27 protein-coding genes and 1 riboswitch are annotated in these 26,301 nt (G+C 64.3%); of the genes, 10 read left to right on the top strand and 17 right to left on the bottom strand.

Annotation, left to right across the window (positions count from 1 at the left end; translation table 11 throughout):
* Positions 1-8: 8 nt before the first annotated feature.
* The gene (locus ACQCST_RS14265; RefSeq protein ID WP_426996401.1) at positions 9-425 is read right to left on the bottom strand and encodes an MGMT family protein; all 417 of its coding nucleotides are present in this window, start codon (positions 423-425) and stop codon (positions 9-11) included.
* Between the two features lie 96 nt (positions 426-521).
* Here ACQCST_RS14265 and ACQCST_RS14270 point away from each other — a divergent pair, with 96 nt between their 5' ends.
* The 4 genes from ACQCST_RS14270 (at position 522) to ACQCST_RS14285 (ending at position 4,254) form a co-directional block, all read left to right on the top strand.
* A complete protein-coding gene (locus tag ACQCST_RS14270; protein WP_426996402.1) occupies positions 522-1,232 on the top strand; it encodes a 3'-5' exonuclease in 711 nt (236 codons plus the stop codon).
* A gap of 348 nt (positions 1,233-1,580) precedes the next feature.
* Positions 1,581-2,612, top strand: a complete 1,032-nt coding sequence (locus ACQCST_RS14275; protein WP_426996403.1) for a methionine ABC transporter ATP-binding protein — start codon at positions 1,581-1,583, stop codon at positions 2,610-2,612.
* Positions 2,609-3,280, top strand: a complete 672-nt coding sequence (locus tag ACQCST_RS14280; protein WP_426996404.1) for a methionine ABC transporter permease — start codon at positions 2,609-2,611, stop codon at positions 3,278-3,280. Before ACQCST_RS14275 ends, ACQCST_RS14280 begins: the two co-directional genes overlap by 4 nt.
* 131 nt (positions 3,281-3,411) lie before the next feature.
* Positions 3,412-4,254 (top strand): MetQ/NlpA family ABC transporter substrate-binding protein, encoded by an 843-nt coding sequence (locus ACQCST_RS14285; protein ID WP_426996405.1) that lies wholly within the window; start codon positions 3,412-3,414, stop codon positions 4,252-4,254.
* Between the two features lie 85 nt (positions 4,255-4,339).
* On the opposite strand, the gene hemL is transcribed toward ACQCST_RS14285, so the two are convergent.
* The 10 genes from hemL to hemE all read right to left on the bottom strand — a co-directional run bounded on the left by hemL (position 4,340) and on the right by hemE (position 15,259).
* Positions 4,340-5,671, bottom strand: a complete 1,332-nt coding sequence (gene hemL / locus ACQCST_RS14290) for a glutamate-1-semialdehyde 2,1-aminomutase (protein WP_426996406.1) — start codon at positions 5,669-5,671, stop codon at positions 4,340-4,342.
* A gap of 13 nt (positions 5,672-5,684) precedes the next feature.
* Positions 5,685-6,773 carry an LLM class flavin-dependent oxidoreductase gene (locus ACQCST_RS14295; protein WP_426996407.1) on the bottom strand — a complete coding sequence of 363 codons (1,089 nt, stop codon included), beginning with the start codon at positions 6,771-6,773 and terminating at the stop codon, positions 5,685-5,687.
* Positions 6,770-7,753: a porphobilinogen synthase gene (gene hemB / locus ACQCST_RS14300; RefSeq protein WP_426996408.1), complete on the bottom strand. Its 984-nt coding sequence runs from the start codon at positions 7,751-7,753 to the stop codon at positions 6,770-6,772. The genes ACQCST_RS14295 and hemB overlap by 4 nt, the downstream gene beginning before the upstream one ends.
* A 25-nt stretch (positions 7,754-7,778) precedes the next feature.
* Positions 7,779-8,747: a uroporphyrinogen-III synthase gene (locus tag ACQCST_RS14305; RefSeq protein WP_426996409.1), complete on the bottom strand. Its 969-nt coding sequence runs from the start codon at positions 8,745-8,747 to the stop codon at positions 7,779-7,781.
* 17 nt (positions 8,748-8,764) lie between these two features.
* The gene (gene hemC / locus ACQCST_RS14310; RefSeq protein ID WP_426996410.1) at positions 8,765-9,763 is read right to left on the bottom strand and encodes a hydroxymethylbilane synthase; all 999 of its coding nucleotides are present in this window, start codon (positions 9,761-9,763) and stop codon (positions 8,765-8,767) included.
* Positions 9,760-11,016: a ferrochelatase gene (locus ACQCST_RS14315; RefSeq protein ID WP_426996411.1), complete on the bottom strand. Its 1,257-nt coding sequence runs from the start codon at positions 11,014-11,016 to the stop codon at positions 9,760-9,762. Before ACQCST_RS14315 ends, hemC begins: the two co-directional genes overlap by 4 nt.
* Positions 11,013-11,714: a hydrogen peroxide-dependent heme synthase gene (hemQ, locus tag ACQCST_RS14320; RefSeq protein ID WP_426996412.1), complete on the bottom strand. Its 702-nt coding sequence runs from the start codon at positions 11,712-11,714 to the stop codon at positions 11,013-11,015. Before hemQ ends, ACQCST_RS14315 begins: the two co-directional genes overlap by 4 nt.
* Positions 11,715-12,172: 458 nt before the next feature.
* Positions 12,173-12,391 (bottom strand): hypothetical protein, encoded by a 219-nt coding sequence (locus tag ACQCST_RS14325; RefSeq protein ID WP_426996413.1) that lies wholly within the window; start codon positions 12,389-12,391, stop codon positions 12,173-12,175.
* Positions 12,392-12,705: 314 nt separating this feature from the next.
* Positions 12,706-14,160, bottom strand: coding sequence for a protoporphyrinogen oxidase (gene hemG / locus ACQCST_RS14330; RefSeq protein ID WP_426996414.1), 1,455 nt, complete (start codon positions 14,158-14,160; stop codon positions 12,706-12,708).
* 4 nt (positions 14,161-14,164) lie between these two features.
* Positions 14,165-15,259: a uroporphyrinogen decarboxylase gene (gene hemE, locus ACQCST_RS14335; protein ID WP_426996415.1), complete on the bottom strand. Its 1,095-nt coding sequence runs from the start codon at positions 15,257-15,259 to the stop codon at positions 14,165-14,167.
* Between the two features lie 157 nt (positions 15,260-15,416).
* Between hemE and ACQCST_RS14340 the strand changes: the two genes are divergently transcribed.
* Positions 15,417-16,745, top strand: a complete 1,329-nt coding sequence (locus ACQCST_RS14340; protein ID WP_426996416.1) for a glutamyl-tRNA reductase — start codon at positions 15,417-15,419, stop codon at positions 16,743-16,745.
* 12 nt (positions 16,746-16,757) lie between these two features.
* On the opposite strand, the gene ACQCST_RS14345 is transcribed toward ACQCST_RS14340, so the two are convergent.
* Positions 16,758-17,747 (bottom strand): SDR family NAD(P)-dependent oxidoreductase, encoded by a 990-nt coding sequence (locus tag ACQCST_RS14345; protein ID WP_426996417.1) that lies wholly within the window; start codon positions 17,745-17,747, stop codon positions 16,758-16,760.
* 63 nt (positions 17,748-17,810) lie between these two features.
* Positions 17,811-19,010: a molybdopterin-synthase adenylyltransferase MoeB gene (gene moeB, locus ACQCST_RS14350; protein WP_426996418.1), complete on the bottom strand. Its 1,200-nt coding sequence runs from the start codon at positions 19,008-19,010 to the stop codon at positions 17,811-17,813.
* An 85-nt stretch (positions 19,011-19,095) separates the two neighbouring features.
* Between moeB and ACQCST_RS14355 the strand changes: the two genes are divergently transcribed.
* From ACQCST_RS14355 to ACQCST_RS14365, 3 genes are read left to right on the top strand one after another with little or no spacing between them, the layout of a single operon-like run.
* Positions 19,096-19,764 (top strand): TetR/AcrR family transcriptional regulator, encoded by a 669-nt coding sequence (locus ACQCST_RS14355; RefSeq protein WP_426996419.1) that lies wholly within the window; start codon positions 19,096-19,098, stop codon positions 19,762-19,764.
* Between the two features lie 60 nt (positions 19,765-19,824).
* On the top strand, positions 19,825-20,049 hold the full coding sequence (locus tag ACQCST_RS14360; RefSeq protein ID WP_426996420.1) for a DUF3107 domain-containing protein: 225 nt from the start codon (positions 19,825-19,827) through the stop codon (positions 20,047-20,049).
* A 29-nt stretch (positions 20,050-20,078) separates the two neighbouring features.
* The gene (locus ACQCST_RS14365; protein ID WP_426996421.1) at positions 20,079-20,381 is read left to right on the top strand and encodes a hypothetical protein; all 303 of its coding nucleotides are present in this window, start codon (positions 20,079-20,081) and stop codon (positions 20,379-20,381) included.
* A 22-nt stretch (positions 20,382-20,403) separates the two neighbouring features.
* On the opposite strand, the gene ACQCST_RS14370 is transcribed toward ACQCST_RS14365, so the two are convergent.
* From ACQCST_RS14370 to thiO, 4 genes are all read right to left on the bottom strand, one after another.
* Positions 20,404-21,069 (bottom strand): 4a-hydroxytetrahydrobiopterin dehydratase, encoded by a 666-nt coding sequence (locus tag ACQCST_RS14370; RefSeq protein ID WP_426996422.1) that lies wholly within the window; start codon positions 21,067-21,069, stop codon positions 20,404-20,406.
* Positions 21,070-21,126: 57 nt separating this feature from the next.
* Positions 21,127-21,954, bottom strand: a complete 828-nt coding sequence (locus ACQCST_RS14375) for a thiazole synthase (protein WP_426996424.1) — start codon at positions 21,952-21,954, stop codon at positions 21,127-21,129.
* 5 nt (positions 21,955-21,959) lie between these two features.
* A complete protein-coding gene (gene thiS / locus ACQCST_RS14380; RefSeq protein ID WP_426996425.1) occupies positions 21,960-22,196 on the bottom strand; it encodes a sulfur carrier protein ThiS in 237 nt (78 codons plus the stop codon).
* The gene (gene thiO / locus ACQCST_RS14385; protein WP_426996426.1) at positions 22,193-23,494 is read right to left on the bottom strand and encodes a glycine oxidase ThiO; all 1,302 of its coding nucleotides are present in this window, start codon (positions 23,492-23,494) and stop codon (positions 22,193-22,195) included. The genes thiS and thiO overlap by 4 nt, the downstream gene beginning before the upstream one ends.
* A riboswitch (TPP riboswitch) is annotated at positions 23,486-23,605 on the bottom strand. (Overlaps the previous gene by 9 nt.)
* Before the next feature lie 26 nt (positions 23,606-23,631).
* On the opposite strand from thiO, the gene thiE reads away from it, so the two are divergent.
* Both thiE and ACQCST_RS14395 read left to right on the top strand, forming a co-directional pair.
* Entirely contained in the window at positions 23,632-24,318 is a 687-nt protein-coding gene (gene thiE / locus ACQCST_RS14390) for a thiamine phosphate synthase (RefSeq protein WP_426996427.1), read from the top strand.
* A 291-nt stretch (positions 24,319-24,609) separates the two neighbouring features.
* Positions 24,610-26,124, top strand: a complete 1,515-nt coding sequence (locus ACQCST_RS14395) for an RNB domain-containing ribonuclease (protein ID WP_426996428.1) — start codon at positions 24,610-24,612, stop codon at positions 26,122-26,124.
* Positions 26,125-26,301: the final 177 nt, after the last annotated feature.

A 26,301-nucleotide genomic window follows, 5' to 3' on the forward strand; every position in this document is an offset into this window, starting at 1 on the left:
TGTTGCGGTCACACAGACATTTCATCATCCGGGGCCGACAATTTGTGCAGCTGCCGTTCCAGCTGCTCCGCGATGGCATCAACGATGTCGAAATCAGATTCGGTGGGTGCCCACCTTGCGGTTTCAAGTTCAACCCTCCAGCGGCCCTCACCAGTCCTGAGAAAGCGGAGATGATCTCCTAGCAACGGGGTACGTTCCAGAACGTAGTGCCGTAGCGCCTCGCCCTCGTGCCCCTCCGGGGCGTGCCCGCTGGCCCTCAGCACACGCCACCAGGACACAGCGCTGCCGTGGTGGCTCATGACGGCGCCAACCTGCCGTGGTCCGCCGGATCCGAGCAGTTCGGCGACGTCCCCGTAGGCCACCGCGGTGCCTGCCGGAACAAGCTCAACCACGGCAAGAACCGCCTCAACATACTCCATCCGCATCCTTCCAGATTAGCCGCTTGCGAATTCCCACATCGCTCCGCCAACCGACATCAGCGGCTGGCGGAAACTGTCAGTGCCACCGGGTAGCGTTGAGACATGACCACTTGGAACACCCTGCCTAGGGCCGCCTTTGACCTTGAAACCACCGGCCGCAACTCGCGCGCGGCCAGAATCGTCACGGCGTCGGTCACTGTGGTCGATGCTGACGGCGAGGTCATCAAGGAGCACGAGTGGATGGCAGATCCGGGGGTGGAGATCCCGGCTGAAGCCAGTGAGGTCCATGGTGTCACCACCGAGCAGGCACGCGCGGAGGGCCGCCCGGCCCACGAGGTCACCACGGAGCTGGCAACAGTTCTGCAGGAGCTGTTCGACGCCGGTGTCCCGGTTATTGCGTTCAACGCCAGTTACGACTTCACCGTGCTGGCTGCGGAATCCGCTCGGTACGGAGTCGCGCAGCTGAGCCGTTTCCCCGTACTGGATCCCTACATTATGAACAAGCAGGTGGACCGCTACCGCAAAGGCAAGCGCACGTTGACAGCGCTCTGCGAGGAGTACGGCGTCAACCTTGACAACGCCCACACCTCAGCCGCCGATGCCCTGGCCACGCTGCGGATGCTCGATGCCATGGCGGGGAAGTTTCCCAAACTCCAAATGCCGGCCAGCCAGCTACACCAGCTTCAGGTGGACTGGGCCGTGACGCAGGCTGCGGACTTCCAGACGTACCTGCGGAAAACCAAGCCCGCTGCTGTGATCGAGGGCGAGTGGCCGGTACTGCCGCCCGAGGATGCCGGCCGGGGCGATTTCTGAGCACTTCACTGCGGATTCACCGTGGAGTGTCCATCGGATCTGACCTGACGCCGCGGCGCCTCCAAGTCCCTGCGCCCGGCGATACAAAGTCTGGGACGGAAATCACAGTGACTTTGCCTGGCTGGCTGGCGGCCGGCGGGTATCCCCAATTCAGGTGAATTCCAAGACCTCAGCCTGAAGACCGTACGACATCTGCAGATTCGGCTGAATATTCGGCCAACGTCAATATATGTCGAATGGGCTGCAGAATTGGAGGTCATTTCAGGGCGCTGACATAATTAAGTTCAGAAGCGTGCCTGTGCTATGCCCTGCCGCGAACGAAGTCCGAGCCCTACCCCCTGAGGATAAATGATCACAGTTACTGACCTGCGCAAGGTCTACCGTCAGGGGAAAAAAGAGGTGGTTGCCCTCGACGGCGTCACTCTGTCCGTCCCTAAGGGGTCTATCCACGGCATCATCGGGCATTCGGGCGCCGGAAAATCCACCCTGGTACGTTGCCTCACCCTGCTGGATCGCCCGACGTCGGGCTCCGTGAGCATCGACGGCACGGAACTGAGCTCAGTTAGGGATTCCGAGATCCGGGAGGCCCGCCGCCGCATCGGGATGGTATTCCAGCACGCCAACCTCATGGACTCGCGGACTGCTGCAGGGAACGTAGCTCACCCCTTGGAGCTAGTTAAGACCCCCAAAGACAGGATCCGCGTCCGGGTGGCTGAACTCCTGACGCTGGTGGGCCTCGAAGGATTCGAAAACGCCTACCCGTCCCAGCTTTCCGGCGGACAGCGCCAGCGCGTGGGAATAGCCCGCGCACTCGCGTCCGATCCCGACGTGCTGTTGTGCGATGAACCCACGTCTGCGCTGGATCCGGCCACCACCGATGAAATCCTTGACCTCATCCAGGACCTTACCCGGCGCCTCCAGCTCACAGTGCTCATCATCACGCATGAAATGCACGTGGTGAAGCGCGTGTGTGAATCAGTTTCCCTCCTGTCGAAAGGCCGCGTTATTGAGCACGGCGCACTCCAGGACGTGGCCGGTGACCTCGACAGCAAGCTGGCTCGCGCACTGCTGCCGCTGCCCCCCTCGGAGCCAGTCAAGGGTCCGCTTCAGGGCGGTCCTGTACTGGAGATTCTTTTCTCCGGCGAAAGTGCCAAGGAACCCGTTCTGACAGGAGTGGCCAGGCACCTCGACATTGACCTCAACGTGCTTGCGGGCAGCGTCGAGACTCTGGGCGGCCAGCAATTCGGCCATCTCCGCGTCCAGGTCGCCGAAAATGTCGACTACCACGCCGTGATCAATTACCTGCATCAGCGCGGCATCAGCGTAAAGCTGGCGAATGCCGTGAATGCAGCTGACGGCGAGACAGGAGAGGGCAAGTGAAGGATATCTTCAGCAACCCCGTACTGGCAAAGGCGCTGCCCGAGGCCGTTCTGGAAACCCTTCAGATGGTGGGCATATCAGCTCTCTTTACCGTTCTGATCGGCCTGCCCCTTGGTGTGTTCCTGCACGTCACAGCACCCGGCGGGCTGCGGCCAATGCCCGTGGTCAACAGGATTGTCAGTGACGTGATCGTCAACATCACACGTTCCATCCCCTTCGCCATTCTGATGGTGGCCCTGATCCCCCTCGCCCGGCTGCTGGCAGGAACCAGCCTGGGTCCTGTGGCAGCGTCAGTGTCACTCTCCATCGGTACCATTCCGTTCTTCGCCCGGTTGGTGGAATCCTGTCTCCGAGATGTGCACCACGGCAAAGTCGATGCCGCGCAGGTCATGGGATCCACCAAGATGCAGGTGATCGCTAAGGTTTTGCTGCCCGAGTCTTTGCCGGCTCTGGTGGCGGCCACGACCACCACTGTGGTTACTCTGGTGGGCTACAGCGCCATGGCCGGCCTAGTGGGCGGCGGAGGCCTGGGCAAGCTCGCATACAACTACGGCTTCCAGCGCTTCGACGTCACGGTCATGATCGTCACCATCGTGCTGATCATCGTTTTGGTCCAGACCATCCAGCTGCTTGGCGAACGGATCGCCCGCAGCCTGGATCACCGCTAGAGCCCACCCCCACCCCCAAGACCCCAAAAAAGTCACTGCAGCGGGTAGCAGCCCACTGCATCGATGCCGGAGCCGGCCGTCGGGATCAGACCCGCCTTCGTGCTCTTAACCATTCGAAAGGAACGCATCCAATGCGCAAGTCACTCACACTCCTTGCCACCGGTATTGTCACCGCCCTGGCCCTGACGGCCTGCGGTGGTTCGTCCACCCCCGGTGCCGAAACCAAAACGCTGGACCCTGCCAACCCCGTCACCCTCAAGGTGGGCGCCAGCCCGGTGCCGCACGCCAAGATCCTCGAATTCATCAACCAGGACCTTGCTCCGAAGGCGGGCCTCAAGCTGGATATCACGGAGATCGAGGACTACCAGACGCCCAACACTGCCCTGAGCGATGGTTCACTGGACGCCAACTTTTACCAGCACCTGCCGTGGTACAACGACCAGGTCAAGACCAAGGGCTACAAGTTCGGCCACGGTGACGGCGTGCACATTGAGCCGTATGCTGCCTTCTCCGAAAAGGTCAAGGACATCAAGGAAATCGGCGACGGCGCAAAAATCGCCATCACCAACGATCCCTCCAACCAGGTCCGCGCCCTCAAGGTGCTCCAGGTTGCCGGGCTGGTCAAGGACATCAAGGATGACTCCTCCGTGATCACCCTGACTGACGCGCAGAACCCGAAGAAGCTCAAGTTCTCCGAGAACCAGCCGGAACTGCTGATCAACGACCTCAAAGACCCCTCCGTGGACCTGGCTCTGATCAACGGCAACTTCATCCTCAAGGCTGGCCTGAACACCAAAAACGCCTTGGCTGTGGAATCAGTGGACAACAACCCCTATGCCAACTTCCTGGCATGGCGCGAGGATTCCAAGGATGACGCCCGGATCAAGAAGCTCGACGAGCTCCTGCACTCCCCCGAGGTCAAGGCGTTCATCGAGAAGGAATGGCCCAACGGTGATGTGACCTCCGCCTTCTGACTTGCACCGATAAATGCCTCTGGCACCCGCAGGAGCGGGTGCCAGAGTCATTTAAGCGCGCAGTTCCCTGACGACGACGAAGGTCCTAGCCGTTCGCGGCAGCCGCTGCCTGCGCTGCTGCCGGAAGCGCGTCGAAGATCCGGTTCATCGCGCTGTCGTCGTGCGCGGCAGACAGGAACCAGGCTTCGAAGACCGACGGCGGCAGGTAGACACCGGCATCCAGCATCGAGTGGAAGAAGGGCGCGTAGCGGAAGACTTCCTGGCCCTGCGCGTCGTCGTAGTTGTGGACGCCGCGGGCCGAGGTGCCGAACGCCACGGAGAACAGGTTCCCGGCACGCTGGATCGAGTGGTCCACACCGGCCGCCTCCAGCGCAGATGACAGCGCCGAGGAAAGCTCCAGAGAACGCGCGTCCACAAACGAGTAGACATCCCGGGTGGCGTGGCTAAGGGTGGCAACACCGGCTGCCATGGCCACCGGGTTACCGGACAAGGTGCCTGCCTGGTACACCGGGCCAAGCGGAGCGAGGTAATCCATCACGTCGGCGCGTCCCCCGAGGGCCGCCGTCGGCATTCCGCCGCCGATCACCTTTCCGAAGGTCAGCAGATCGGGGGTCCACGGTTCGGCAGCATCAGCGGCGCCGCCCGTGAGGCCCCAATAGCCCGAGTACCCCGTCCGGAATCCGGTGAGGACCTCGTCCAGAATCAGCAGCGCGCCGTGGTCGCGGGTGATCCGTGACAACCCGGCATTAAAACCTTCGCCGGGAGTGACAACACCCATGTTGGCGGGCGCGGCTTCGGTGATGACAGCGGCAATCTTCGGCCCATGGACTGCGAAGGCGGCCTCAACGGCGGCCAGATCGTTGTAAGGCAACACGAGTGTCTCGGCTGCCGTGGCTGCAGTCACTCCGGCCGAGCCTGGCAGTGCCAGCGTGGCCAGGCCGGAGCCTGCCGCGGCAAGTAGCCCGTCCAGGTGCCCGTGATAGCAGCCGGCGAACTTGATGATCAGGTTCCGGCCTGTAAAGCCCCTGGCCAGCCGGACGGCGGTCATGGTGGCCTCGGTGCCAGTGGACACCATCCGGACGCGTTCGGCAGCGGGAACGCGTTCCTTGACGATTGCAGCCAGGTTGGCCTCGTCGGGAGTCGAGGCGCCAAAGGACAGCCCGCGGTCCACGGCCGCGTGAACCGCTTCGAGCACGGCGGGATGGGCGTGGCCCAGCAGCGCCGGCCCCCAGGAACAGACCAGGTCTACGTACTCCTGGCCGTCGGCATCCGTCAGGTAGGGTCCCTTGGCGGAGACCATAAAACGCGGTGTCCCGCCCACTGAGCCGAAAGCGCGGACAGGCGAATTAACGCCACCCGGCATCAGCTGGCGGGCGCGGTCAAAGAGTTCCTCGTTGCGAGGCATGTTGGACGTCATGAGTCCTATTCTTTCAGTTCGCCGGACGGCCGCCGGCCAGCAGTTCCGCCACCCGCGGTGCCACCACGGTGCCGAACAGCTCGATGCAGCGCATCATGGAGGCATGAGGCAGTGTGCCGTTGCTGTATTTGAGGTCGAAGCGGTCAACGCCGAGATTCCGCTTGAGCAAGGCGATTTTGTGTGCCACGGTTTCGGGGGAACCCACGTAGAGGGCGCCCTCCGGTCCGCACATGCCATCAAATTCCCGCCTGTTTCCGGGTCCCCAGCCGCGCTCGGATCCGATCTTGTTCCGCTGCGCCAGCCAATGCGGGAAGAGTTCCTCACGGGCAGCCTCATCGGTATCAGCGATGTGCCCGGGCGAATGGGTGGCGATCTGCTGCATCGGATGGCCGTACTTTTCCATGGCCTCGCGGTACAGGTTCACGAGCGGGGCGAAGGCCCGCGGCTCACCTCCGATGATGGCGAAAATGACGGGGTAACCATACTCGGCGCACCGCAATACTGATTCGGGTGTGCCGCCGACGCCGATCCAGGCAGGCAGCAGGTGATGCTCCAGCGGAGGGTACACACTGAGTCCGTTCAGGGCCGGCCGGGTGCGGCCCTCCCAGTGCACCGGCTTCTGCGCCCGAACTTTGTCAAAGAGTTCGAGCTTTTCCTCGAAGAGGACCTCGTAGTCGGCCAGATCCAAACCGAACAGCGGGAAAGACTCAACAAACGATCCCCTGCCCAGCATCACTTCGGCGCGCCCGTTGGAGATGGCATCAACTGTGGAAAACCGCTGGAAGACCCGGATGGGATCATCGGAACTCAGCACCGTGACGGCGGAACCCAGAAGGATCTGTTTGGTCCGCGCGGCAGCCGCTGCGAGGAAGACCTCGGGCGCCGAAACGGCGAAGTCCTTGCGGTGATGCTCACCGACCCCGAAGGCATGAAGTCCGACGGCGTCCGCCAACTCCGCCTGTTCCAGAAGTTGCCGGAGCACTTGGGCATGGGGCAACGGATTTCCGTCCGGACCCTCATCTACGTCACCGAAGGTATTGAGGCCCAGCAGGATCGTATCCGGCCGGACCGGGGAGACGGTAGGTGCGATGGTGTCGGTCATCGGGACTCATTCAGCCAGCGGGCGAGCTCGGAAGCCCAGTATGTCAGTACCATATTTGCGCCTGCCCGCCTGATGCCCAGTACGGACTCTGTGATCGCTGCACGGCGGTCAATCCAACCGTTTGCGGCTGCGGCTTCGATCATGGAATACTCGCCGGAAATCTGGTAGGCGGCCACCGGAACGGGACTCATGGCGGCGACGTCGGCCAGGATGTCCAGGTAGCTCATGGCCGGCTTGACCATCACAATGTCGGCGCCTTCGGCGAGGTCCAGCTCCACCTCGAGGAGGGCTTCGCGGCGGTTGGCCGAATCCATCTGGTAGGTGCGCCTGTCGCCCTTGAGCTGGGAATCAACAGCCTCCCGGAACGGACCATAGAACGCCGAGGCATACTTCGCGGCGTAAGCAATAACCGCCGTGTTGTTGTGCCCCGCTTCCTCGAGCGCCTGGCGAATGACGGCGATCTGGCCGTCCATCATGCCGGAGGGACCCAGCATGTGGGCTCCGGCATCGGCCTGCGCCACCGCCATCCTCGCGTAGATCTCCAGCGTCCGGTCGTTGTCCACGAAACCGTCGGCGTCCAGCACACCACAGTGGCCGTGATCAGTAAATTCGTCCAGGCAGACATCGCTCATGATGACCAGTTCATCGCCGACTTCCGCGCGGACATCGCGGATGGCCTTGTTCAGCACGCCGTCGGGATCGAGCGAGGCGGTCCCGTCCGCATCGCGAACGGCCGGAACCCCAAAAAGCATGATGCCGCCCAGACCCAGGTCCACAGCCTCAGCAGCCGCCCGCTTGAGCGAGTTGGTGGTGTGCTGGACCACCCCGGGCATGGACGAAATCGGATGGGGCTCAGTGAGTCCCTCCCTGATGAAGGCAGGCAGGACCAGTTCGGCCGCAGCCAGCCTGTTCTCGGCCGTGAGCCTGCGCATGGCCGGAGTGGTGCGGAGCCGCCGGGGGCGGTGGTCTGGAAAACTCATGTCATGTCCTTCACTTGATGCCTGCTTAAGCTGGCTGCTCTGCCGATGAAATGTGTGGTGGCGGCGAAGTGCGCGCTGCTGGACTACTGCGGGGCAGTAAGGCGCGGATGACAGCCTCTGTCACGCCTTCCGGAGTGGGGTCACTGGCCACCGACGCAACATCCAGTCCCAGCTTTCCGGCTTCGGCCGCCGTCGACTGTCCGATCGCCACCAAGCGGCAGCTGCCCAGCGGCGCCAACACTGCATGTATCCGGCGCACGGCGCTCGGTGATGCCGCGACGACGGCGTGGAGCTGCCCGGCGTCGATGCCCATTTTCGCCTGGTCCGGCTTGAGCACAACGACGGCGGGGCGCCGCGATATGTCGGCACCATCGGGGGCTTCCGAGCGGAGCCTGCGGGCAGGGTGGGCCGGGTAGTCGACGGTGCAGTAAGCGGCAATTGTCTGGACGCTGCTTCCGGTGGCTCTCATGCCGTCACTGAGAGCCGGGGCGGCGATGTCCGACTGCGGAAGGAGCACGCTCCCGCCCGAGAGAGGCCACACGGCAAGCAAACCTGCGGCAGACTGCTCAGTGTCCGGGGCCAGATCAACGGCAATACCCTCTGACTCCAGGAACCGGCGGGACGCCAAGCCGATCGCGGCAACCATGGTGGACTGCGGAACGCATTGTGCCAGTGTCATGCCTCGCTCGGCTGCTTTGCGCTGGAGAGCCTGGACCGTGGTGATGCTGCTGACCACCAGCCAGTTGTAGGCGCCGGCTCCGAGCGCGTCAACGGCCACATCAAGGGAATGCTGGTCGCGGGCGCGTTCGAAGTCAATCAACGGGAGCAGCAGGGGGTCTGCACCGGCCTTTCGCAGAGCGGCCGCGACACCTTCAGCCCGGTCCGGGCCGCGGGTTATCAGGACACGGACTCCGTCAAGTGGTTTCTGACTGTTACCGCCCTCCGGGCCGGCAGCCTGTGCTGTTTCCGGACCCCGCGTGCTGTGCCGTCCCATGATCTCAGTGTGTCCGGTCAGGACGCGGTCAGGTCCGCGATGTCGGCAGCGCCGCCGGCCAGCAGAACTTCGGCCAGTTCGATGCCGAGCAGGGTGGCGCCCACCTCGGTGAGTCCGTCCGTGGCCCTCTTGTCCCGCACCGACGCGGTGCCGTCAACGGCGCAGACCACGGCTTCGAGATGCAACATGCTGCCTTTGCGGTAGGCATATGCGCCCACAGGGGCGGCGCAACCAGCCTCCAGCCGTGCCAGCAATGCACGCTCCGCAGTGACCGCCAGCCGCGTATCAGGGTCATCGAGCGCGGCGAGTGCCTGTGCCAGCACACCCTGCGAGCCTTCAGTGGAACCGGCCTTACGTGGCGCATCGGACGTCCGGCATTCGATGGCCAGCGAGCCCTGACCGGCAGCCGGCAGCATCACCGCCGTTTCGAGGAATTCGCTGACCGTGTCCAGCCGGCTGATGCGCTCCAGGCCCGCCGCAGCGAGTACGACGGCGTCAAGGTCGCATGATTTTCCGTCCACCACGGCGTCCGTGGCGTTGCCCGGAAGGCCGGGGACACGGCCCAGACGTGTGTCCACGTTCCCGCGGATATCAAGAATCTCCAGATCAGGCCTGGCAGCGCGGAGCTGGGCGGCGCGCCGTGGCGATCCGGTACCCACCCTTGCCCCGTGCGGCAGCCCCGCAAGCGTCAGCCCGTCGCGGGCGCAAAGCACATCGCGGACATCAACACGCCGCGGGGTTGCGGCCAGCGTCAGGCCGGGAGCAGCACCGGTGGGCAGGTCTTTCAGCGAATGCACCGCCACGTCACATTCGTCCCGCAACAGGGCGTCACGGAGGGCAGCAACAAATACGCCGGTGCCACCCATCTGCGACAGCGAGCCTGTGAGGACGTCGCCGTCCGTACGGATGTGGACCAGTTCAACCGGGAAACCGCCGATGGCAGCCAGCTGATCGGCGGTCTGCTGGGACTGTGTCAGCGCGAGATTGCTGGCACGGGTGCCGATCCGGACTGTCACAGTGTGTCCTGCCCCGCGGGGGCGGGCGCGGCGGCAGGGTAGGGGTCGTGGCCCGTGCCCGTGGTGGAATCAGCGCCGGCAATAGTTGGTTTTTCGCCGCGGAAATTGGCACAGCAGCCCGGACGGCAGACGTCGTACCAGGGCCCAAGCGTGGTCTCGGCCGGACGGTCGCTGATGTTGTTGGCAAGTGTCCGCTCGGAGATGAGATCCACGAGTCCGTTGACAAATTTGCGGTGGGTGCCCGGTGTGGGAACCCGGGTGGCGGTGATACCGAGGCGGCCGCAGCTCTCCAAAGCCTCAGTGTCCAGATCCCAGACCACCTCCATATGATCGCTGACGAACCCAAGCGGAACAATGACGATGCCCTTGACGCCTTGAGCTGCCAGTTCGTCGATGGCGTCATTGATGTCCGGTTCTAGCCACGGCACATGTGGTGCACCGGAGCGGGACTGGTACACGAGCGACCAGGGGGCGGTCAGCCCCGATGCAGCCTCCACGCGGCGGATAATTTCGGACCCGGTTGCCATGTGCTGGGCAACGTAGGCGGAGCCGTCTGCGAAGTGGCGGGGCTCACCGTCGGAGCGTCCTGCCGCCTCGGCGTCCCGGACAGGGATGGAATGTGTGGCGAACAGTATGTGCACGGGAGCTTCCGCCGTTCCGGCGGCCGCCAGCTGGGCACGGACGTCTGCCAGCCCGGCCGCGGTGCCCTCCACAAACGGCTCCACGAAGCCGGGGTGGTCGAAGTACTGGCGCACCTTGTCCACTTCGAGACGGCCGTCAAGGCCTGTCTCAGTCAGTGCCATCCCGATGTCCTCGCGGTACTGGCGGCAGCTGGAATAACACGAGTAAGCGCTCGTGGTGATCATGAGCAGCTTCCGGTGTCCGGCGTCGTAGGCGTCCTGAAGGGTCTGCGGGATATAAGGATCCCAGCTGCGGTTGCCCCAAAACACGGGCATTTCAATACCGCGCGCAGCCAGCTCAGCCTCCAGCGCTGCCTTGAGTTCACGGTTCAGCCCGTTGATGGGGCTGATGCCGCCGTTGACGCGATAATGGTGCGAAACTTCTTCAAGCCGCTCATCCGGGATCCCCCGGCCGCGCGTCACGTTGCGCAGGAACGGCAGCACATCGTCCTGGCCCTCCGGACCACCGAACGAGGCGAGGAGAACGGCGTCGTAGTCCTTGGGTGCCATCCGGCCTGCTTCAGTCACCGCGTTGACGGCAGTGAAGGTGTCCTGCGGATCCACCGGGCTCACGCCAGGACCTCGGCAATCTCCCCGGCCGAGATGCGGCGTCCGGTGTAGAACGGGATTTCTTCACGGACGTGGTTGCGGGCTTCGGTGGAGCGCAGATGGCGCATCAGGTCCACCAGATCCACCAGATCAGGGGCTTCCAGGCCAAGGATCCATTCCCAGTCGCCCAACGCGAACGAGGACACGGTATTGGAAATGACCTGGGGGAATTCCCGTCCCAGCATGCCATGGTCCCGCAGCATCTTGCCGCGCTCGGCATCCGGCAGCAGGTACCACTCGTAGGAGCGCACAAACGGGTACACGCAAAGCCACTCCGCCGGCGCAACCCCGCGGGAATATGCCGGTGTGTGGTTCTTCGCGAATTCAGCCTCGCGGTGCACGCCCATGGCGGACCACACAATTTCGGTTCCCGCGAACAGCTTGCTGCGGCGGATGTCGCGGATCGCCTGCTGAAGGGCCTCAGGCCTGGAGCCGTGAAGCCACACCATAACGTCGGCATCAGCCCGCATGGCAGAGACATCGTAGCTTCCGCGGTGGGTCACCCCGGCATCACCCAGGCGGGCAACCAGCGCATCAAAATCATCGGCAGCATCGCCGCTGCGCAGGACGTCGGCGGAGCGCTTGAACACCGTCCAGAGAGTGAAGAACTGCTCGGCTGATTCTTCGGTTTTAGTGACAGATTCGGCAGAAGTGTGGCTCATGGATACCAGTCTGCCCCTTCTCTACCGCCTAAGTCGAAACAGAACACTTCTACATCGCGTAGAAGTGTTACATTTCACATCTTCCGGGTCAGATCTTGCGTAATCTGACAGCGGCCGCTGCGGCGGCTCCTGCCAGTGCGACAAGACCGATCCCCCACCACACGAGTGGAGAAACGGTGTCCACAGGCGTGATGCGCACAGCGGAGCGCATCGCCGGGGCACCTGATGGCACGGCGCTGGCGCCAGCCGGCTGATGGTTGTACGGCGAGGCAGTCTGCGCAATGTTGGTCGGTCCGGACGGCTGCATGACCCCCCAGGCAGCCACCGCCGATGGACCGTTGCCTGCCGGCAACACCTTGGCTTCCGCAGTATTCTGCTCCGGAACCGGGCTAGCGGACGGGGAACCCCCGACGGGAATACCGGCAGGGGAAGACGCCGTGGGCGCGGGCACTGCAGTTTCAGGCGCCTGCGTGGGGCTCGAACCAGGCCTGACGTACGGCTGGGTTGGTTCGGGTGTTGGAGATTCCGACGGCGAACCAGCGCCTTGAGGGGGCGACGCGGACGCTGATGACGTCGGGGTGGGTGACGGCGACGCGGTCGGCGCGGCCGATCCGGTGGGGGCCGGCGTCGGAGTCTCCGATGGATTGGGCGCAGGCCCCAATACGGCCGACACCCATGTGTCCAGGGCCGAACCCAGCGTTGCAGTCGCTGTTGCCACTGGGGCGTCGGGGCCTTGGGAACCGGCGTCCGGAGACGGGCTGGGAGAGGCAGCGTTGGATGCAGGAACACCTGCGGACATGACCAGTACCGCTCCGACCGCAGCTGCTGCTGCACCGCGTCGGAGACCCCCGTGGAAACCAGTCAGCGTTCGAGAAATATCGGACTTCTGATTGATCATGGTTAACGACGATAGACACAAAAACGTGCGGGGGGAAACTTGCAGACACCCTTGGTTGGGGGGTATCGCGGGCGACTGGTATCCGAATAGCGGCTACTGGAGAAACGTACTGAGCTGCTGTCTGGTGTCAGCGACAACCGCCGCCAGTCCGTTTCCGGACAGCCAGCCGCCGACGAGCAACAAGCCCTCGGTTCCTGCGCAGAGGCTCCGCACCTTGGCCACCCGCTGCCGGTGTCCGACGGCGGCGAAAGGAAGCGCACCTCTCCAGCCGACGACGTCCCAGTCCACCACGTCATCGCCCGTGACGGGTACCGTCAGGAGCGCTGACGCATCCCGTAAGGCCCCGTCAAACAGTCCGCGGTCACCGCCCGTTCCCCCTGCCGGAACGGTGCCTTCGCGCCGACCATAGGATAGGCGCAGCACGTGCGTACCGGGGCCCGCTTGACGGGCCAGCCAATCCCATTTGGCCGTGGCGTGGGTGAGAGCTTTGGCCTGGATGCCGGCGGTTTGCGGTGCCACCAGGATACCTGTGCCCCGCGGCCGGCGGTCCAGCTCGGGAAGGTCAACAACAAGTGTCACGAGCTTTACGTCTGGCCCGCGGTCCGGACGGTGGGCTGCCAGGTCCGGCACTGCGTCCTGCAAAAGATCGACGGCGGAGGGGCCGTCGAGCGCCACCACCAGCAGGCCGGCGTCGTACGTCCTGTCCCCCGCCGAGACGTTCCAGCCGCCGGCGGCCCGGGCCACGGAATCCGCCCGGGTACCGCTCACCAGCGTGACGCCGCGTTGACGCAGATCGGCGACCAGCGCGGAAATCAGAGTATGCATTCCGCCTTCAAGGCCCGCGACGGCGGAACCTGCCTTCGTCTGCTGGCCGGAGGCGGTGGAGGCCTCTGTGCACGTTGTCGAACCTCTCCGCTGCGCGGCGACGGCGGCCGCGAGGGAGCCGTGCTCCCTTATCCCCGCGCGGAGGCCGGGCGCCACCATATCCACATCAAGCAGTCCGGGATCGGCAGAATGCACACCGCCCACTACCGGTTCCACGAGGCGTTCCAGCACTCGTTTGCCCATTCTGGCGCGCACCAGTGCGGACACACTCGTGACGTCGGCCGTTGTGCCCACAGCTGAAGGCAAGTACTTGTCCAGGGACGCCCTCAGTGAACCCATGAATCCAAGTGAGCGGCGGACTTCGGGGTCCCAGGGGTTCGCAGGTATGCCCAGAACACCGGTTTTGGGCAGTTCACGGGGCCCGTCCGGCAGCTGCACCCACGCACCGCCGGGGTGCGGCGCAACGATCTTCCCGGCGAGACCCAGCTCAGCCGCAAGATCAGCCACGGCAGTGGAACGCGTGGCAAATGACTCCGCCCCGCTGTCCAGGATCAGGCCGGCAACCACATGGCTGCCGACGCAGCCGCCCCAGTCATCTCCGGCTTCCAGCACTGTGGTGCTGATTCCCGCCCCTGCCAGCTCCCGCGCGGCCAGGAGCCCGGAAATCCCACCGCCCACCACAAGGGCTGTCCGGCCGGTATCCGGCTGCGTGCCTGCGTTCATGTAGCTACTCCGGCGAGATGGAATGGACGAGTTCCACCACGCGTGTCAGAACGGCAGGGTCGGTCTCCGGCGGCACACCATGGCCCAGGTTCACCACGTGGCCGGGGGCCGCTGCACCGGCTGCAATCACTGCGCGTACGTGGGCTTCCAGGACTTCCCACGGCGCCGAGAGGAGCGCAGGGTCGATGTTGCCCTGAAGCGGGACCGTACCGCCCAGCCGACGGTTGGCCTCATCCAGCGGAAGCCGGTAGTCAACGCCCACCACGTCCACCCCGACGTCGCGCATGGCCACAAGGAGCTCGGAGGTGCCGGTGCCGAAGTGGATCAACGGTGCACCGAGGTACCTGACGTGATCAAGCGCCCGCGCAGACGCCGGTGCAACAAACTCGGTGTAGTCGGCCAGTCCAAGGGATCCGGCCCACGAGTCGAAGAGCTGCCCTGCCGAGGCTCCAGCCTCAAGCTGGGCACGGAGGAACAGCCCGGACGCGTCAGCGGCCCAGTTTGCCAGCGCGGCCCACGCCTCCGGGTCCGCATGCATCATGGTCCGGGGGCCGAGGTGATCCCGCGAGGGTTTGCCTTCCACCATGTACGCCGCCAGTGTGAACGGGGCACCGGCGAAACCGATCAGCGGTGTTTTTCCAAGCTGTGCCACGGTAAGCCGGACAGCCTCCCGGATGGGCCCGAGTGCTTCCCACGTCAGCGTGGGCAGCGCGGCAACGTCCGCTGCCGTACGTATGGGCCTGTCCAGAACAGGGCCCACGCCAGGAACGATGTCCACGCCGACGCCAGCGAGCTTCAGTGGAATGACGATGTCGGAGAAGAAGATCGCGGCATCAACATCATGGCGGCGCACGGGCTGGAGCGTGATTTCCGAGGCCAGTTCGGGGCGGAGGCAGGAGTCCAGCATCGCAACGCCTTCGCGCAGCTTCATGTACTCAGGCAGGGAACGGCCGGCCTGGCGCATGAACCACACCGGACGGCGGGAGGGCTTGCCGCCGCGGTATGCCGTGATGAGCGGTGAATCAGACGTGCGGCCATCCATCAGTGGATGGCCGGCGTCGAGTGTGCCGGCAGAGGGGAGGGCAGCGCTAGAAGTCATGCCTCGATTGTGCCCAAAATCGGCCCCGAAAGATAACGACAGGCTGTCATCCCGTGCTTGTGCGGCCCTGGCGTGGCAAGAATCACAGCCCCTTGCCGCGGACGCTGACGCGAATGATTGTTCTACATGGACACGAAAAAGCTATGATTGCTCTGCTGTGGTTCTTTTTTCATTGGTGGCTACACACGCCGACATCGACCTTGAGACCGTTGCTCAGCTGAGCAACGGTGCTTCAGAGATCGCCACATCCGCACTCTCCGGATCGCCGGAAGTATCGGGTGCAATTGTGCTTGCCACCTGCAACCGCTATGAAATCTACGGCGAAGCGCCCCACGCTGACGACGTCGAGGCTGCCCGCGCCGCACTGGTGGCCCAGATCAGTGGACGAAGCGGCCTCAACGAACAGCTCGTGTCGCGCTCGTTCAGCACGCGCACCGGACCGGAAGTAACGCAGCACCTCTTTGCTGTCAGCGCCGGTCTTGACTCCGCTGTGGTGGGCGAACGCGAAATCGCCGGACAGGTCAGGCGCGCTCTTATCACCGCCCAGCATGAAGGCACCGCGAGCTCCGGCCTGGTCCGCCTGTTCCAGGCTGCTTCCAAGACTGCCAAGGACGTGGGTGCCCAGACCGCCCTCGGCTCGAGGGGCCTGTCCATTGTTTCCGTGGCCCTTGATCTTGCCGCCGATCTTGCCGAAACCCCGGCCTGGTCAGGCAAAAAGGTGGTGGTATTCGGCACCGGCGCCTATGCAGGAGCCACCATGGCCCTCCTTCGTGAGCGCGGCTGCACGGATATTTCAGTCTTCTCCTCATCGGGCCGCGCGGCCGGCTTTGTGGCTACCCGCGGCGGCACTGCCCTCGACGGCGAGACCCTCCGTCCGGCGGTGGAAGCGGCTGACGTGATGATCGGCTGCAGCGGTTCCGACACCAGGGTGGAAGCCGGCGAACTGGCAGAGGTGCGCGCCGGATCGGCGCAGCCACTGATCGCCATCGATCTCGCCCTGACCCATGATTTTGACCCGGCGGTCGGAGAGCTCGACGGCGTGGAGCTGCTGACGCTGGAATCCGTCCGTCTGGCAGCACCCCAGGAACAGGCGGAATCACTGGCCCAGGCAAGCGGGATAGTCAGTAGCGCGGCCAGGGCATTTGAGCAGGAGCGCGAGGCACGGTCGGTGGATTCCGCCATCGTGGCACTGCGCCGGCACACCATGGACGCCCTCGAGGCTGAGATGGAAAAAGTCCGCGCCCGCCATGGCTGTACCGCGGCGGCCGAGGAAGTGGAATTCGCCCTGCGCCGGATGGTCAAGCAGCTGCTTCATGTGCCTACCGTCCGCGCCCGCGAGCTCGCAGCCAACGGCCAGCAGGAAAACTATGTCGCCGCCTTGGAAACCCTCTACGGCATCGAGGTGGAGCGTCCCGCCGCCCAGGCGCCCGCCGCGGAATGCCCGGTGGACCACCAGGAGCCGGATTCGTTGCCGAAAATGGCGTAGCCGAAAGCACTTTCAGCCGAAGGCGTTGACGCCCGTCATGTCCGCCGAAAGCGCCCACAGGCGCTTGGCCGCGTCCGGATCCACGGCATGCGCGTCCACCCCTTGGTACCGCGCCAGCGGCGAGGCCTGGTCGGTGGGCCTGGCGATGTCGCAGTCCTCGCAATAGACGCCGCCCAATCCATCCAGCGCCCCGGACGTTGCCGCCCAAACCGACGTGGCTGCTCCTTGTTCCGGGGTTTTGAAGCCTTCGCGGACCTTTCCTGCGGCGTCCATCCAACCCAGCGCAACCATCTCCTCCTTGGGCAGGTGGCGCTGCAGTTCGGTCATGATACCGCCGGGGTGGACCGCGAACGCCCGGACGCCGGCGGACTTTCCGAGCCGGTCGAGCTCGACGGCGAACAGGGAGTTTGCCGTCTTGGCCTGGCCGTAAGCGATCCATTTGTCGTAGCCGGTGTCGAAATGGGGATCATCAAAGCGGATGGGCGACAACTTGTGCCCGGTGGATGACAAGGACACCACCCTAGCGGTGCCCGCGGCTGCCAAAGCGGGCCACAGGGCATTGACGAGCGTGTAGTGGCCCAGATGGTTGGTGGCGAACTGGGATTCCCAGCCGGGTCCCACCCTGCGTTCGGGGCTGGCCATGACGGCGGCGTTGTTGATGAGGATGTCCAGGGTGGCGTTGGCTGCGAGGAATCCGGCCACGAACTCCTTCACGGACTCCTGATCAGCCAGGTCAAGGGCCGCCACGGTCACGGCGTCAGTCTGCAAGCCTGCCGCAAGAATCACCTCGCGGGCATGTTCACGACGCCGGGCCGGAACCACCACGCGGGCACCTGCGGCAGCCAACGCCCGGACCGTTTCCAGCCCCAGCCCTGAATAGCCACCGGTGACGACGGCCGTTTTGCCTCGAAGATCCACCCCGGCCACGACGTCCAGTGCGGCGGACCCGCGGCCGAAGCTGGAGCCCAAGGGATGCTGCGGTGTAACCGAACCTTCGCTCATGTCAGGACCTTCCGTTCAGCCGGCCGCCCTCGTGGAGCCAGTATTGGACTTACAGTTACCAAATCAGTACACCGGCTTCCCCGGCTCGACGTCGCGCACCCAAGCCAGGATCCCGCCGTCGAGATGGCTCACGCGCGTGTACCCGGCCGTCCGGGCGGCCGCCAGGACGGCTGCGGAGCGCGTGCCGGCCTTGCAATGGAAGACGATGTCCTTGTCCTGGGGCAGTTCCCCCCAGGCCTCCCCCGCCAGGATCCTGCCCTGCGGAATCAGCACCGACCCCTCGATGCGCACAATGTCGTGCTCGCCGGTTTCCCGGACGTCCACCAGCTCAAAGTCCCTCAGCCCGGCTTTCCTGGACGCCAGCATCGTGGCGAGCTGCGCAGCGGTGATGGTGTGGGCCTTGTCCGTGACGGTTTCAGGAACGATGCCGCAGAAGGCCTCGTAGTCCGTGAGCTCGGTGATCCGTTCGGCGGCCGGGTCCCTGGACACCCTGATCTCACGCCAGCTGCCGCCAAGCGCATCAAAAAGCGCCACCCGCCCAAGCAGGGAACGCCCGACGCCGGTTATCAACTTGACGGCCTCTGTCACCATGAGTGATCCCACGGCAGCACACAGCATTCCGAAAACGCCTCCTTCGCCACAGGACGGCACCGAACCTGCGGGCGGTGCCTCAGGGTAGAGATCGCGGTAAGTGGGACCATGCACCTCCCAGAACACGCTGACCTGTCCGTCGAAACGGAAGATTGAGCCCCAGACGTATGGCTTGCCCAGGATTGCTGCCGCGTCGTTGACCAGGTAGCGGGTGGCGAAATTGTCCGCTCCGTCCAGGATGAGGTCGTAATCCGCGAAGAGCTCAAGAGCGTTGGAAGCATCGAGCCGGACGTTGTGAAGCACCACGTCCACCAGCGGGTTCAGGGCGGTTATGGCATCCCGGGCCGACTCGATTTTGAGCCGTCCCACGTCGGCTACCCCATGGATCACCTGGCGCTGCAGATTGCTCAGGTCAACGGCGTCGTCGTCAATGATCCCCAGGGTTCCCACACCGGCGGCGGCCAGGTAAAGCAGGGCCGGAGAACCGAGCCCACCCGCACCGATCACCAGCACCCTGGCGTTTTTCAGGCGGCGTTGGCCGAGGGCCCCGATTTCCGGAATTATGAGGTGCCTGGAGTACCGTTCCACCTCTTCCGGGGTCAGCCCGGCCGCGGGTTCCACCAGCGGTTCAAGCGTTACGGGGGCAGCATGGGCAGTGAACGTCGAAGCCATACTTCAATGTATGCCCCGAGATACCGTCCGGTCATATTACTGGGAAGTAAAGTAGATGTAACTGCAATGGAAAGAAGGCCAACAAGTGGTTCATCATGCACCGGTTGATCGCGCTCCGGCCGGCGAAACGCCCGCTGGACAGACCCGTGCCGCCGGCCAGCGTTCGGCCCGGCTTCCGCGTGACGAACGCCGCGCCCAGCTATTGGCAGCTGCCCAGGAGGTCTTTGTTGCCAACGGTTATCACGGCGCAGCCATGGATGAGATCGCCGATACCGCCCATGTGAGCAAACCGGTCCTCTACCAGCACTTCCCCTCCAAAAGGGAGCTGTATCTGGCCCTGCTGGACAGCCACCTGAGCGTGCTGACCGAGCTGATGCTGGGCGCCCTGAATTCCACCTCGGACAACAACGAGCGCGTCCAGGCGGTGATGCGTGCCTACTACCGTTTCATTGACAGCGATGACCAGGCCCATCGCCTGGTGTTCGAATCGGACCTCATCAACGATCCGGACGTCAGTTCGCGGCTTGAGACATTCAATAAGACCTTCGCCGACGCAATCGCCCGTGTTATCGCGGAAGACACCAAACTTCCGTTGCTGGAGGCCCAGCTCCTGGGCCGGGGCCTGGCCGGAATGGCCCAGGTCAGCGCACGTTACTGGCTTGAGACTGACGGGAACCTGGATCTGGATGTGGCCAGTGACCTCATCTACCGTTTAGCTTGGCGCGGAATCTCTCGCTTCCCCAAAGAGTCCTAGACTACAAATGGAGATTACCTTTGAAAAAGATTCGACTTTGATTGGCTTGGAGGCCTTGCTGTGGAAGTAAAGATCGGCATTCAGAACATCGGCCGCGAAATTGTGCTGGAATCGCCTCAGGATGCTGACGCTGTTGCCAAGGTCGTGGCCGAGGCCATCACCAAGGGCACCGAGCTCCGTCTGACAGACGACAAGGGCCGCCTGATCATCATTCCGGGCAACGTCCTGGGCTATGTTGAAATCGGCGCAGAGGAAGCCCGCCGCGTGGGTTTCGGGCAGTTCTAGGTCGTCCGGCACACCACTGAGGAGGTCTGATGCTTTCCCTGATTATCGTGGTCCTGGTGACCGTGGCCGCAGGTTTTATTGTCTGGGCCAATGACAAACGCCACACAAAATATGGCATGGCCTTGCCTGCGGGCATCGCTACGGCGGTCGGTGCGCTGAGCTGGATCATCGTCATTGCTGCAGGCTTTGCATACCAGCCGGGCCTCACCTGGATTCCCTGGATCCTGCCCATGGTGCTGGGAACGGCCGCGGCGGTGGCGGCGTCAATCCTGCTGGGCCGAACCCGCGCGCAGCACGACACCCTCCGTCTGACTGCCGCCCTGAGAATCTGACAGCAGACTGTTCATACTGGCGCTAAAGGTCCGGTTCGTGGCCTTGTTCAGTGCAGAGACACAGCCGGTTTCCCTGCGCATCCGTGACCACCACCCAGTTGGGTGCGTGGTCATGGTTCATTAAGGCGCCGGTTGCTGCCGTCTTCTCCAAGGTGTGTGCCGACTCTGCCTTGCCCTGGTGGACGTCAACGTGGATGCGGTTGTCGTTCGGGGTGTCCGTCTTCTGGAACCAGAGCCCGGGCCCCCGTCCGTAGGGGTCCACGAGGTCGCCATACCGGCCTGCACGGTAACCCAGCGCTGCTTTCCAGACCCCTGAGATTTCCGACGGATTGGCTGTGTCAATTGCGAACTCCACGGTCCGGTACAAGGCGGGTTCGGCCGTGGCACCCGTTTTCGCGGCGGCGTCGCTTACCGCTGTGGCGGCCCGGACATCCCTGGACGTCACTTCGGTCCCGGCGTCGTGCGAAGTGAAACGCACGAACACCCTGTTGTAGCGCCAGTCCACGTCCGGGTGATGGTTCTTCTCTTCTGCAATTCGTCCGACGGCGGCAATCAACTCAAGTGCGCCGGCCGCCGTCGGTGCTTTGAACACAGTGACCAGACCGCCCAGCCGGTACCGCCAGTCGGGCAGCGCCGAGAGGGCATCGTCGATCTGGGAGCGTGTGAGAATGTCGTCCTTGCCGCCCACGGCTGACTCCTTGGGATGGTCCTGGATGAGCCGCGCGGATGTCCGGCATGGAGCGGGTCAGAGAAATTCAGCCCGGCCGTCCATGGCCGATGACGCCAAGGCATGCTCACGGCGCGGAATCCGGCCGGCCGCTCTCGCCAGCCTACCGGCGATGACCGCGTGTTTGAAGGCCTCCCCCATCTGCGCTGGGTTCTGCGCCCTGGTCACAGCGCTCGCCAGCAACACGGCGTCGCAGCCCAGCTCCATGGCGAGCGCCGCATCCGAGGCCGTGCCGATCCCGGCATCCAGCACCACCGGGACGGATGCCCGGGAGACGATCAATTCGATGTTGTGCGGATTGAGGATTCCCAGCCCTGTCCCGATCGGGGAGCCGAGCGGCATAACCGCCGTGGCGCCAAGATTTTCGAGACGCAGCGCCAGGACCGGATCATCGTTGGTGTAGGCAAACACCTTGAACCCGCGGTTGACCAGCTGCTCCGTGGCATCCACCAGCTCCACTGCATCCGGCAACAGTGTGTTTTCGTCCGCGATGACTTCGAGCTTGACCCAGTCAGTCTCCAGCGCCTCACGGGCAAGTTCAGCGGTCATCACAGCATCCTTGGCGGTGAAGCATCCGGCTGTGTTGGGGAGCAGCCGGATGCCGTGGTCCACCAGCAGCTGAAAAAGCGATCCCGCTTCGGCCGGAGAGTAGCGGCGCATGGCAACCGTGGTCAGCTCGGTTCCGGACGCCAGCAGCGCGGCCCCGAGACCATCAAGGCTTGGTGCACCGCCCGTGCCCATGATGAGGCGCGATTCCAGCCGAACGCCGTCTATCACCAGCGGATCGGCGCTTGGTGTGGAAACACCCGTTGCTGGACTGCCTGCTGTCAAAATGCTGCCTGTCATGATTTCTAGCCTCCCTGTACTGCCGTGACGAGTTCGACGTCGTCGCCCTCGGTCAGTGCGGTGACGGACCATTGACTGCGTGGAACCACTTCGGCGTTTCGGGCCACGGCCACGCCAAGTTTTTGTCCGTCTGCTGCCTGCCCGTTGGCGCCGAGACGACGCCCGGTGATCTGGATGACCAGGGTGGTCACCGAGGCGCCATCGATGACCATGTGGTCAGTTCCGTTGAGTTTGATATTCATGCTGTTTCCTTATTCGGGTCAATTGTGACGATCTGTCCGCCTGAGAACCTGCCGGGCCGGAAAGCCTCCCAGCGCGGATCCGGCGTGCTGTCCATCAGCCGGCGGCAGATCCGTGCGGCTGCCGGCGTCAGCAACACCCCGTGCCGGAAGAATCCTGTAGCGATGATCAGCCCCGCCACATCCTGGCTTCCGCCACGCGCCTGTACCCGCCCCAGCAGCGGAGCGTTGTCCGGTGTGCCTGGCCGCGCGCGAGCGGTGCACTCCAGCAGTTCCAGTTCGGAGACTGCAGGCACAAGCACCTGGGCGTCGCGGAGCAACTGGTACACGCCTCCGGCGGATACGGCATTTGTTCTGCCCTGCCCGTTGGCCGACGACAATGCGTCCTCGCGTTGGGTCGCGCCTATGACCACCGTGCCATCCAGCCGCGGGACGATGTACACAGGAACTCCGTGCACCAGGCCCCGGACCGTAGATGCGAGGAGCGGACGGAGATGCTGCGGCACCCGGAGCCTCAGAATGTCTCCATAGACCGGGCGCAGCGGAAGTTCCAGGCCGGCCGGCAGACCCTTGAGTGCTCCAGCATCGAGCCCGTTGGCCACAATGGTCTCGTCGGCGTGGACCGTGCCGCCGGCAGCGAGACGGACACCGGCCACGCGGCCGGCGTCCCAGTGCAGGCCCGCCGCCTTGCGGGCGACGGCGTAGCCTCGGCCGGCCCCCGCTACCCAGCTTTCGGCGCCGGGATGATGATCGGCGAGGGCGTCTGCCATGCGGCGGAGGAAGGTCCGCGGATCCACCTGATGGTCGGCGGGGATGTCCATGGCGCAGGAAATCGCGGGGCTCAGCAGCGGTTCCCTGGACCGCGCCTCACGGATGGTGAGGGGTTCGACGTCCAGGCCATGGGCCTGCTGCACCGCCCGTAAATCCGCGAGCGCACGACGGTCCGCTGCGTCGGCCCCGACGGCGAGTGTCGACGTCGTGACGTATCCGGAGTTGATGTCCGTGACAGATCCGGTAGCGGCGCCAGAGCCGGGCAGGGACGCCGCGAATACAGGCCACAGGCCCGAGGACTCCAGCATCAGCTCCAGGAGGTCTTCTTCCTGATAATGCAGCTCGCTGACGGGCGCCAGCATTCCTGCGGCCGCCCAGCTGGCTCCGGATCCCGGGGCATCATCGATCAGCACCACGGAACGCCCGGATCGCCTCGCTTCCCACGCGATTCCGTGGCCCACCACGCCGCCGCCAACCACGGCCACGTCTGCATGCAGAACGGGCTCGCCTGCATCCGCTTGAGGAGTCATGTGTTTCCTTCCCTACGCCGGTACTAACCGGATCAGGTCAAGCGGTCGGCTCTGACGCCCTCTCAGCCCCGCAGCTCCGTGAAGCTGCCGCAGGCTCCCGCGGTACTCGCCCAGTTTAGAGGAACTAGGCTGGAGCCATGACCGCGCATGACGTCCACTCCACTGCCCGCCTGTACCTTTGCACCGATGCCCGGAAGGACCGCGGCGACTTCGCCGACTTCGTTAATGCCGCGTTCGCCGGCGGTGTTGACATCATCCAGCTCCGTGACAAGTCAATTGAAGCGGCCGAGGAACTTGAGCTTCTGGAAATACTGCACGCCGCAGCGCACCGTCACAGCCGGCTGTGGGCAGTCAACGACCGCGCCGACATCGCATCGCTGTCCGGCGCCCCGGTATTCCACATCGGCCAAAATGACCTTCCGCTGCGCTCCGCCCGCAAGCTGCTCCACGACGCCACAGTAATTGGCTTGTCCACCCACTCACGCGAGGAGGTGGATGCAGCTATTGCAGCCTCGCCGGGGCGAAGCGGGCTGGACTACTTCTGCGTGGGCCCGGTGTGGGCCACACCCACCAAGCCCGGCCGCGCCGCCGTCGGGCTTGATCTGGTGACATATGCTGACCACGCCGTCCGGACGGCCGACGCGGAATTGGTGGGCGGCCTGCTGCTTCCATGGTTTGCCATCGGCGGGATTGACCTGGGCAACGTGGAGCAGGTGGTTGCCGCGGGAGCCAAACGGATTGTGGTGGTGCGCGCCATCACGGAATCGGACGATCCCACCGCTGCGGCCGCAGCCCTGGTGGAAGCGCTCGACGCCGGCGAGTAGTCCGGGCCGGGAGGCTGTCAAGAAACTCAGCTGCTCAAGCCAAGCTGCACCATCCGGCATGAGCGGCTTTCCGCGAGCTCGGCAGTCAGCCTGCCCACCAGCTCCCTTGACTCGACGTCGTTTATGCCGATCAGGCCGCCGAGGAAAGCGTGTTCGAAACCTACCCGGAGACTTCGCCGTAGGCCATCACTCGGAAGAGCCCTGCCACGAACCGTTTGTAACGGGTGGAGTCAGCCGAAGGTGTGCCCACGATCCAAGACTAATGGCGGAATCCGGGCTACCCTGATTTTCGTGCCACATCATCGCATAGCCCCCAATGTCCGTGACGAATCCAACGAGCTTGCCGAGGCCCTGAGCGCATTGCGCACTGAGCTGGAGCTGCCCGGGCCGTACCCCCTGGCCGCCGTCCGGGATGCGGAGGCGGCAGTAGCCGGGCATCAGTTGCCTGGCGTTGATCTGACCGCGGTGGAGTTCCTGACCATCGACCCGGAATCATCCACGGATCTGGACCAGGCCCTGTTCATCGACCGCTCCGGCGAGGGCTACAAGGTGCTGTATGCGATTGCGGATGTTCCGTCATTCGTCGCTCCGGGCGGGGCACTCGACGCCGAGACGCGCCGGCGGGGGCAGACGTTCTATGCTCCCGATGGCCGCATACCGTTGCATCCCGAGGTGATCAGCGAGCATGCCGGGAGCCTCCTAGCCAGTCAGCTCTGTGCGGCGTTTGTCTGGGAATTCGAACTTGATGCTGCCGCGGAAGTGGCCTCGGTGAAGGTCCGCCGCGCGCAGGTCCGCAGCCGTGCCAAGCTCAGCTATAAGGGTGTCCAGGCTGAGCTGGACGCAGGAACAGCCTCGCCGGTGCTGCAGCTCCTCAAAGAGGTGGGGCTAAAGCGGGTTGAACTCGAACGCTCCCGCGGCGGAGCCAGCCTGAACATCCCTGAACAGGAAATTGAGCAACTGCCTGACGGCGGCTACAGGATTGTGGCGGCGCCGCAACTCCCCGTGGAGGACTGGAACGCTCAGATCTCGCTGATGACAGGCATGGCGGCCGCGGATCTCATGATGGCGGGCAAAGTGGGCATCCTGCGGACCATGCCGGCCCCGGATGAACGCTCGCTCCGTCATTTCAAGCGTCAGACCGGTGCGCTCGGGAAACCCTGGGACGGCGAGATCAGCTACGGCGAATTCCTGCGCAGCCTGGATCCTGCGGACCCCAGGCAGCTGGCCATCCTGCACTCGGCCGGCATGCTGTTCCGTGGCGCCGGCTACACGCCTTTCGACGGGGAAATTCCCGGCCACGCCACACAGTCGGCAATCGGCGCCGCGTACGCGCACACGACGGCCCCGCTCCGCAGGCTCATCGACCGGTTTGTCCTGGTTATCTGCGAAGCCCTCAGCAACGGAGGGGAAGTGCCCTCGTGGGCCCGCGAAGCGCTGCCTTCCCTGCCGGAGATCATGGCGGCCTCGGACCAGCTGGCATCCAGGATGGAACGGATGGCCTTGGACACTGTTGAAGCTGCCTTGCTCGTCAACCACATCGGCCAGGAGTTCGACGCCGTTGTCATCTCCGGGTCGAAACCGGCCAAACCCAATGGAACTGGAAACACAGGGAACGGAAAAAACAGCAATGGGATCGCCGGCGGACAGCCCTCCAACGGCTCGGCTCCGTCCGGGACCATACAGATTGCCGAGCCCGCCGTGACCGCCAGATGTGCCGGCGAAATGGAGTCCGGCAGCCAGGTCCGGGTCCGGCTGATCTCCTCCAATATCTCCACGAGGGAAGTCCACTTCGAACTGCTGACCTGATTTCCTGGACTTCCCCACGCCAAGCTGAGCGGAGAAGTCAAGGACGGCGGCTGCATACAGCTAGACTGGAGGTGTAGAAATGGATGCCCGGTCGTTGATTTCCATGATTTCCGAATTCGACAAGCCCGCCCCTACGCGATCTTGAGTCACACCCGCTGGTCACCAGTGCCAGCATTT

It is taken from the genome of Pseudarthrobacter sp. N5 (assembly GCF_050157035.1).
Taxonomy (GTDB): domain Bacteria; phylum Actinomycetota; class Actinomycetes; order Actinomycetales; family Micrococcaceae; genus Arthrobacter.

What these genes read in the sequence shown, in the direction of transcription:
- moeB (WP_426996418.1), bottom strand. Translation starts at nt 19,010, where the DNA reads ATGGCTTCGACGTTCACTGCCCATGCTGCCCCCGTAACGCTTGAACCG.
- thiS (WP_426996425.1), bottom strand. Translation starts at nt 22,196, where the DNA reads ATGAATATCAAACTCAACGGAACTGACCACATGGTCATCGATGGCGCC.
- ACQCST_RS14325 (WP_426996413.1), bottom strand. Translation starts at nt 12,391, where the DNA reads ATGGGTGTCGGCCGTATTGGGGCCTGCGCCCAATCCATCGGAGACTCC.
- hemQ (WP_426996412.1), bottom strand. Translation starts at nt 11,714, where the DNA reads ATGAGCCACACTTCTGCCGAATCTGTCACTAAAACCGAAGAATCAGCC.
- ACQCST_RS14305 (WP_426996409.1), bottom strand. Translation starts at nt 8,747, where the DNA reads ATGGGACGGCACAGCACGCGGGGTCCGGAAACAGCACAGGCTGCCGGC.
- ACQCST_RS14295 (WP_426996407.1), bottom strand. Translation starts at nt 6,773, where the DNA reads ATGACCGACACCATCGCACCTACCGTCTCCCCGGTCCGGCCGGATACG.
- thiE (WP_426996427.1), top strand. Translation starts at nt 23,632, where the DNA reads ATGACCGCGCATGACGTCCACTCCACTGCCCGCCTGTACCTTTGCACC.
- hemE (WP_426996415.1), bottom strand. Translation starts at nt 15,259, where the DNA reads ATGACTTCTAGCGCTGCCCTCCCCTCTGCCGGCACACTCGACGCCGGC.
- ACQCST_RS14275 (WP_426996403.1), top strand. Translation starts at nt 1,581, where the DNA reads ATGATCACAGTTACTGACCTGCGCAAGGTCTACCGTCAGGGGAAAAAA.
- hemB (WP_426996408.1), bottom strand. Translation starts at nt 7,753, where the DNA reads ATGAGTTTTCCAGACCACCGCCCCCGGCGGCTCCGCACCACTCCGGCC.
- ACQCST_RS14375 (WP_426996424.1), bottom strand. Translation starts at nt 21,954, where the DNA reads ATGACAGGCAGCATTTTGACAGCAGGCAGTCCAGCAACGGGTGTTTCC.
- ACQCST_RS14285 (WP_426996405.1), top strand. Translation starts at nt 3,412, where the DNA reads ATGCGCAAGTCACTCACACTCCTTGCCACCGGTATTGTCACCGCCCTG.
- thiO (WP_426996426.1), bottom strand. Translation starts at nt 23,494, where the DNA reads ATGACTCCTCAAGCGGATGCAGGCGAGCCCGTTCTGCATGCAGACGTG.
- ACQCST_RS14265 (WP_426996401.1), bottom strand. Translation starts at nt 425, where the DNA reads ATGCGGATGGAGTATGTTGAGGCGGTTCTTGCCGTGGTTGAGCTTGTT.
- hemG (WP_426996414.1), bottom strand. Translation starts at nt 14,160, where the DNA reads ATGAACGCAGGCACGCAGCCGGATACCGGCCGGACAGCCCTTGTGGTG.
- hemL (WP_426996406.1), bottom strand. Translation starts at nt 5,671, where the DNA reads ATGACGTCCAACATGCCTCGCAACGAGGAACTCTTTGACCGCGCCCGC.
- ACQCST_RS14345 (WP_426996417.1), bottom strand. Translation starts at nt 17,747, where the DNA reads ATGAGCGAAGGTTCGGTTACACCGCAGCATCCCTTGGGCTCCAGCTTC.
- ACQCST_RS14270 (WP_426996402.1), top strand. Translation starts at nt 522, where the DNA reads ATGACCACTTGGAACACCCTGCCTAGGGCCGCCTTTGACCTTGAAACC.
- ACQCST_RS14365 (WP_426996421.1), top strand. Translation starts at nt 20,079, where the DNA reads ATGCTTTCCCTGATTATCGTGGTCCTGGTGACCGTGGCCGCAGGTTTT.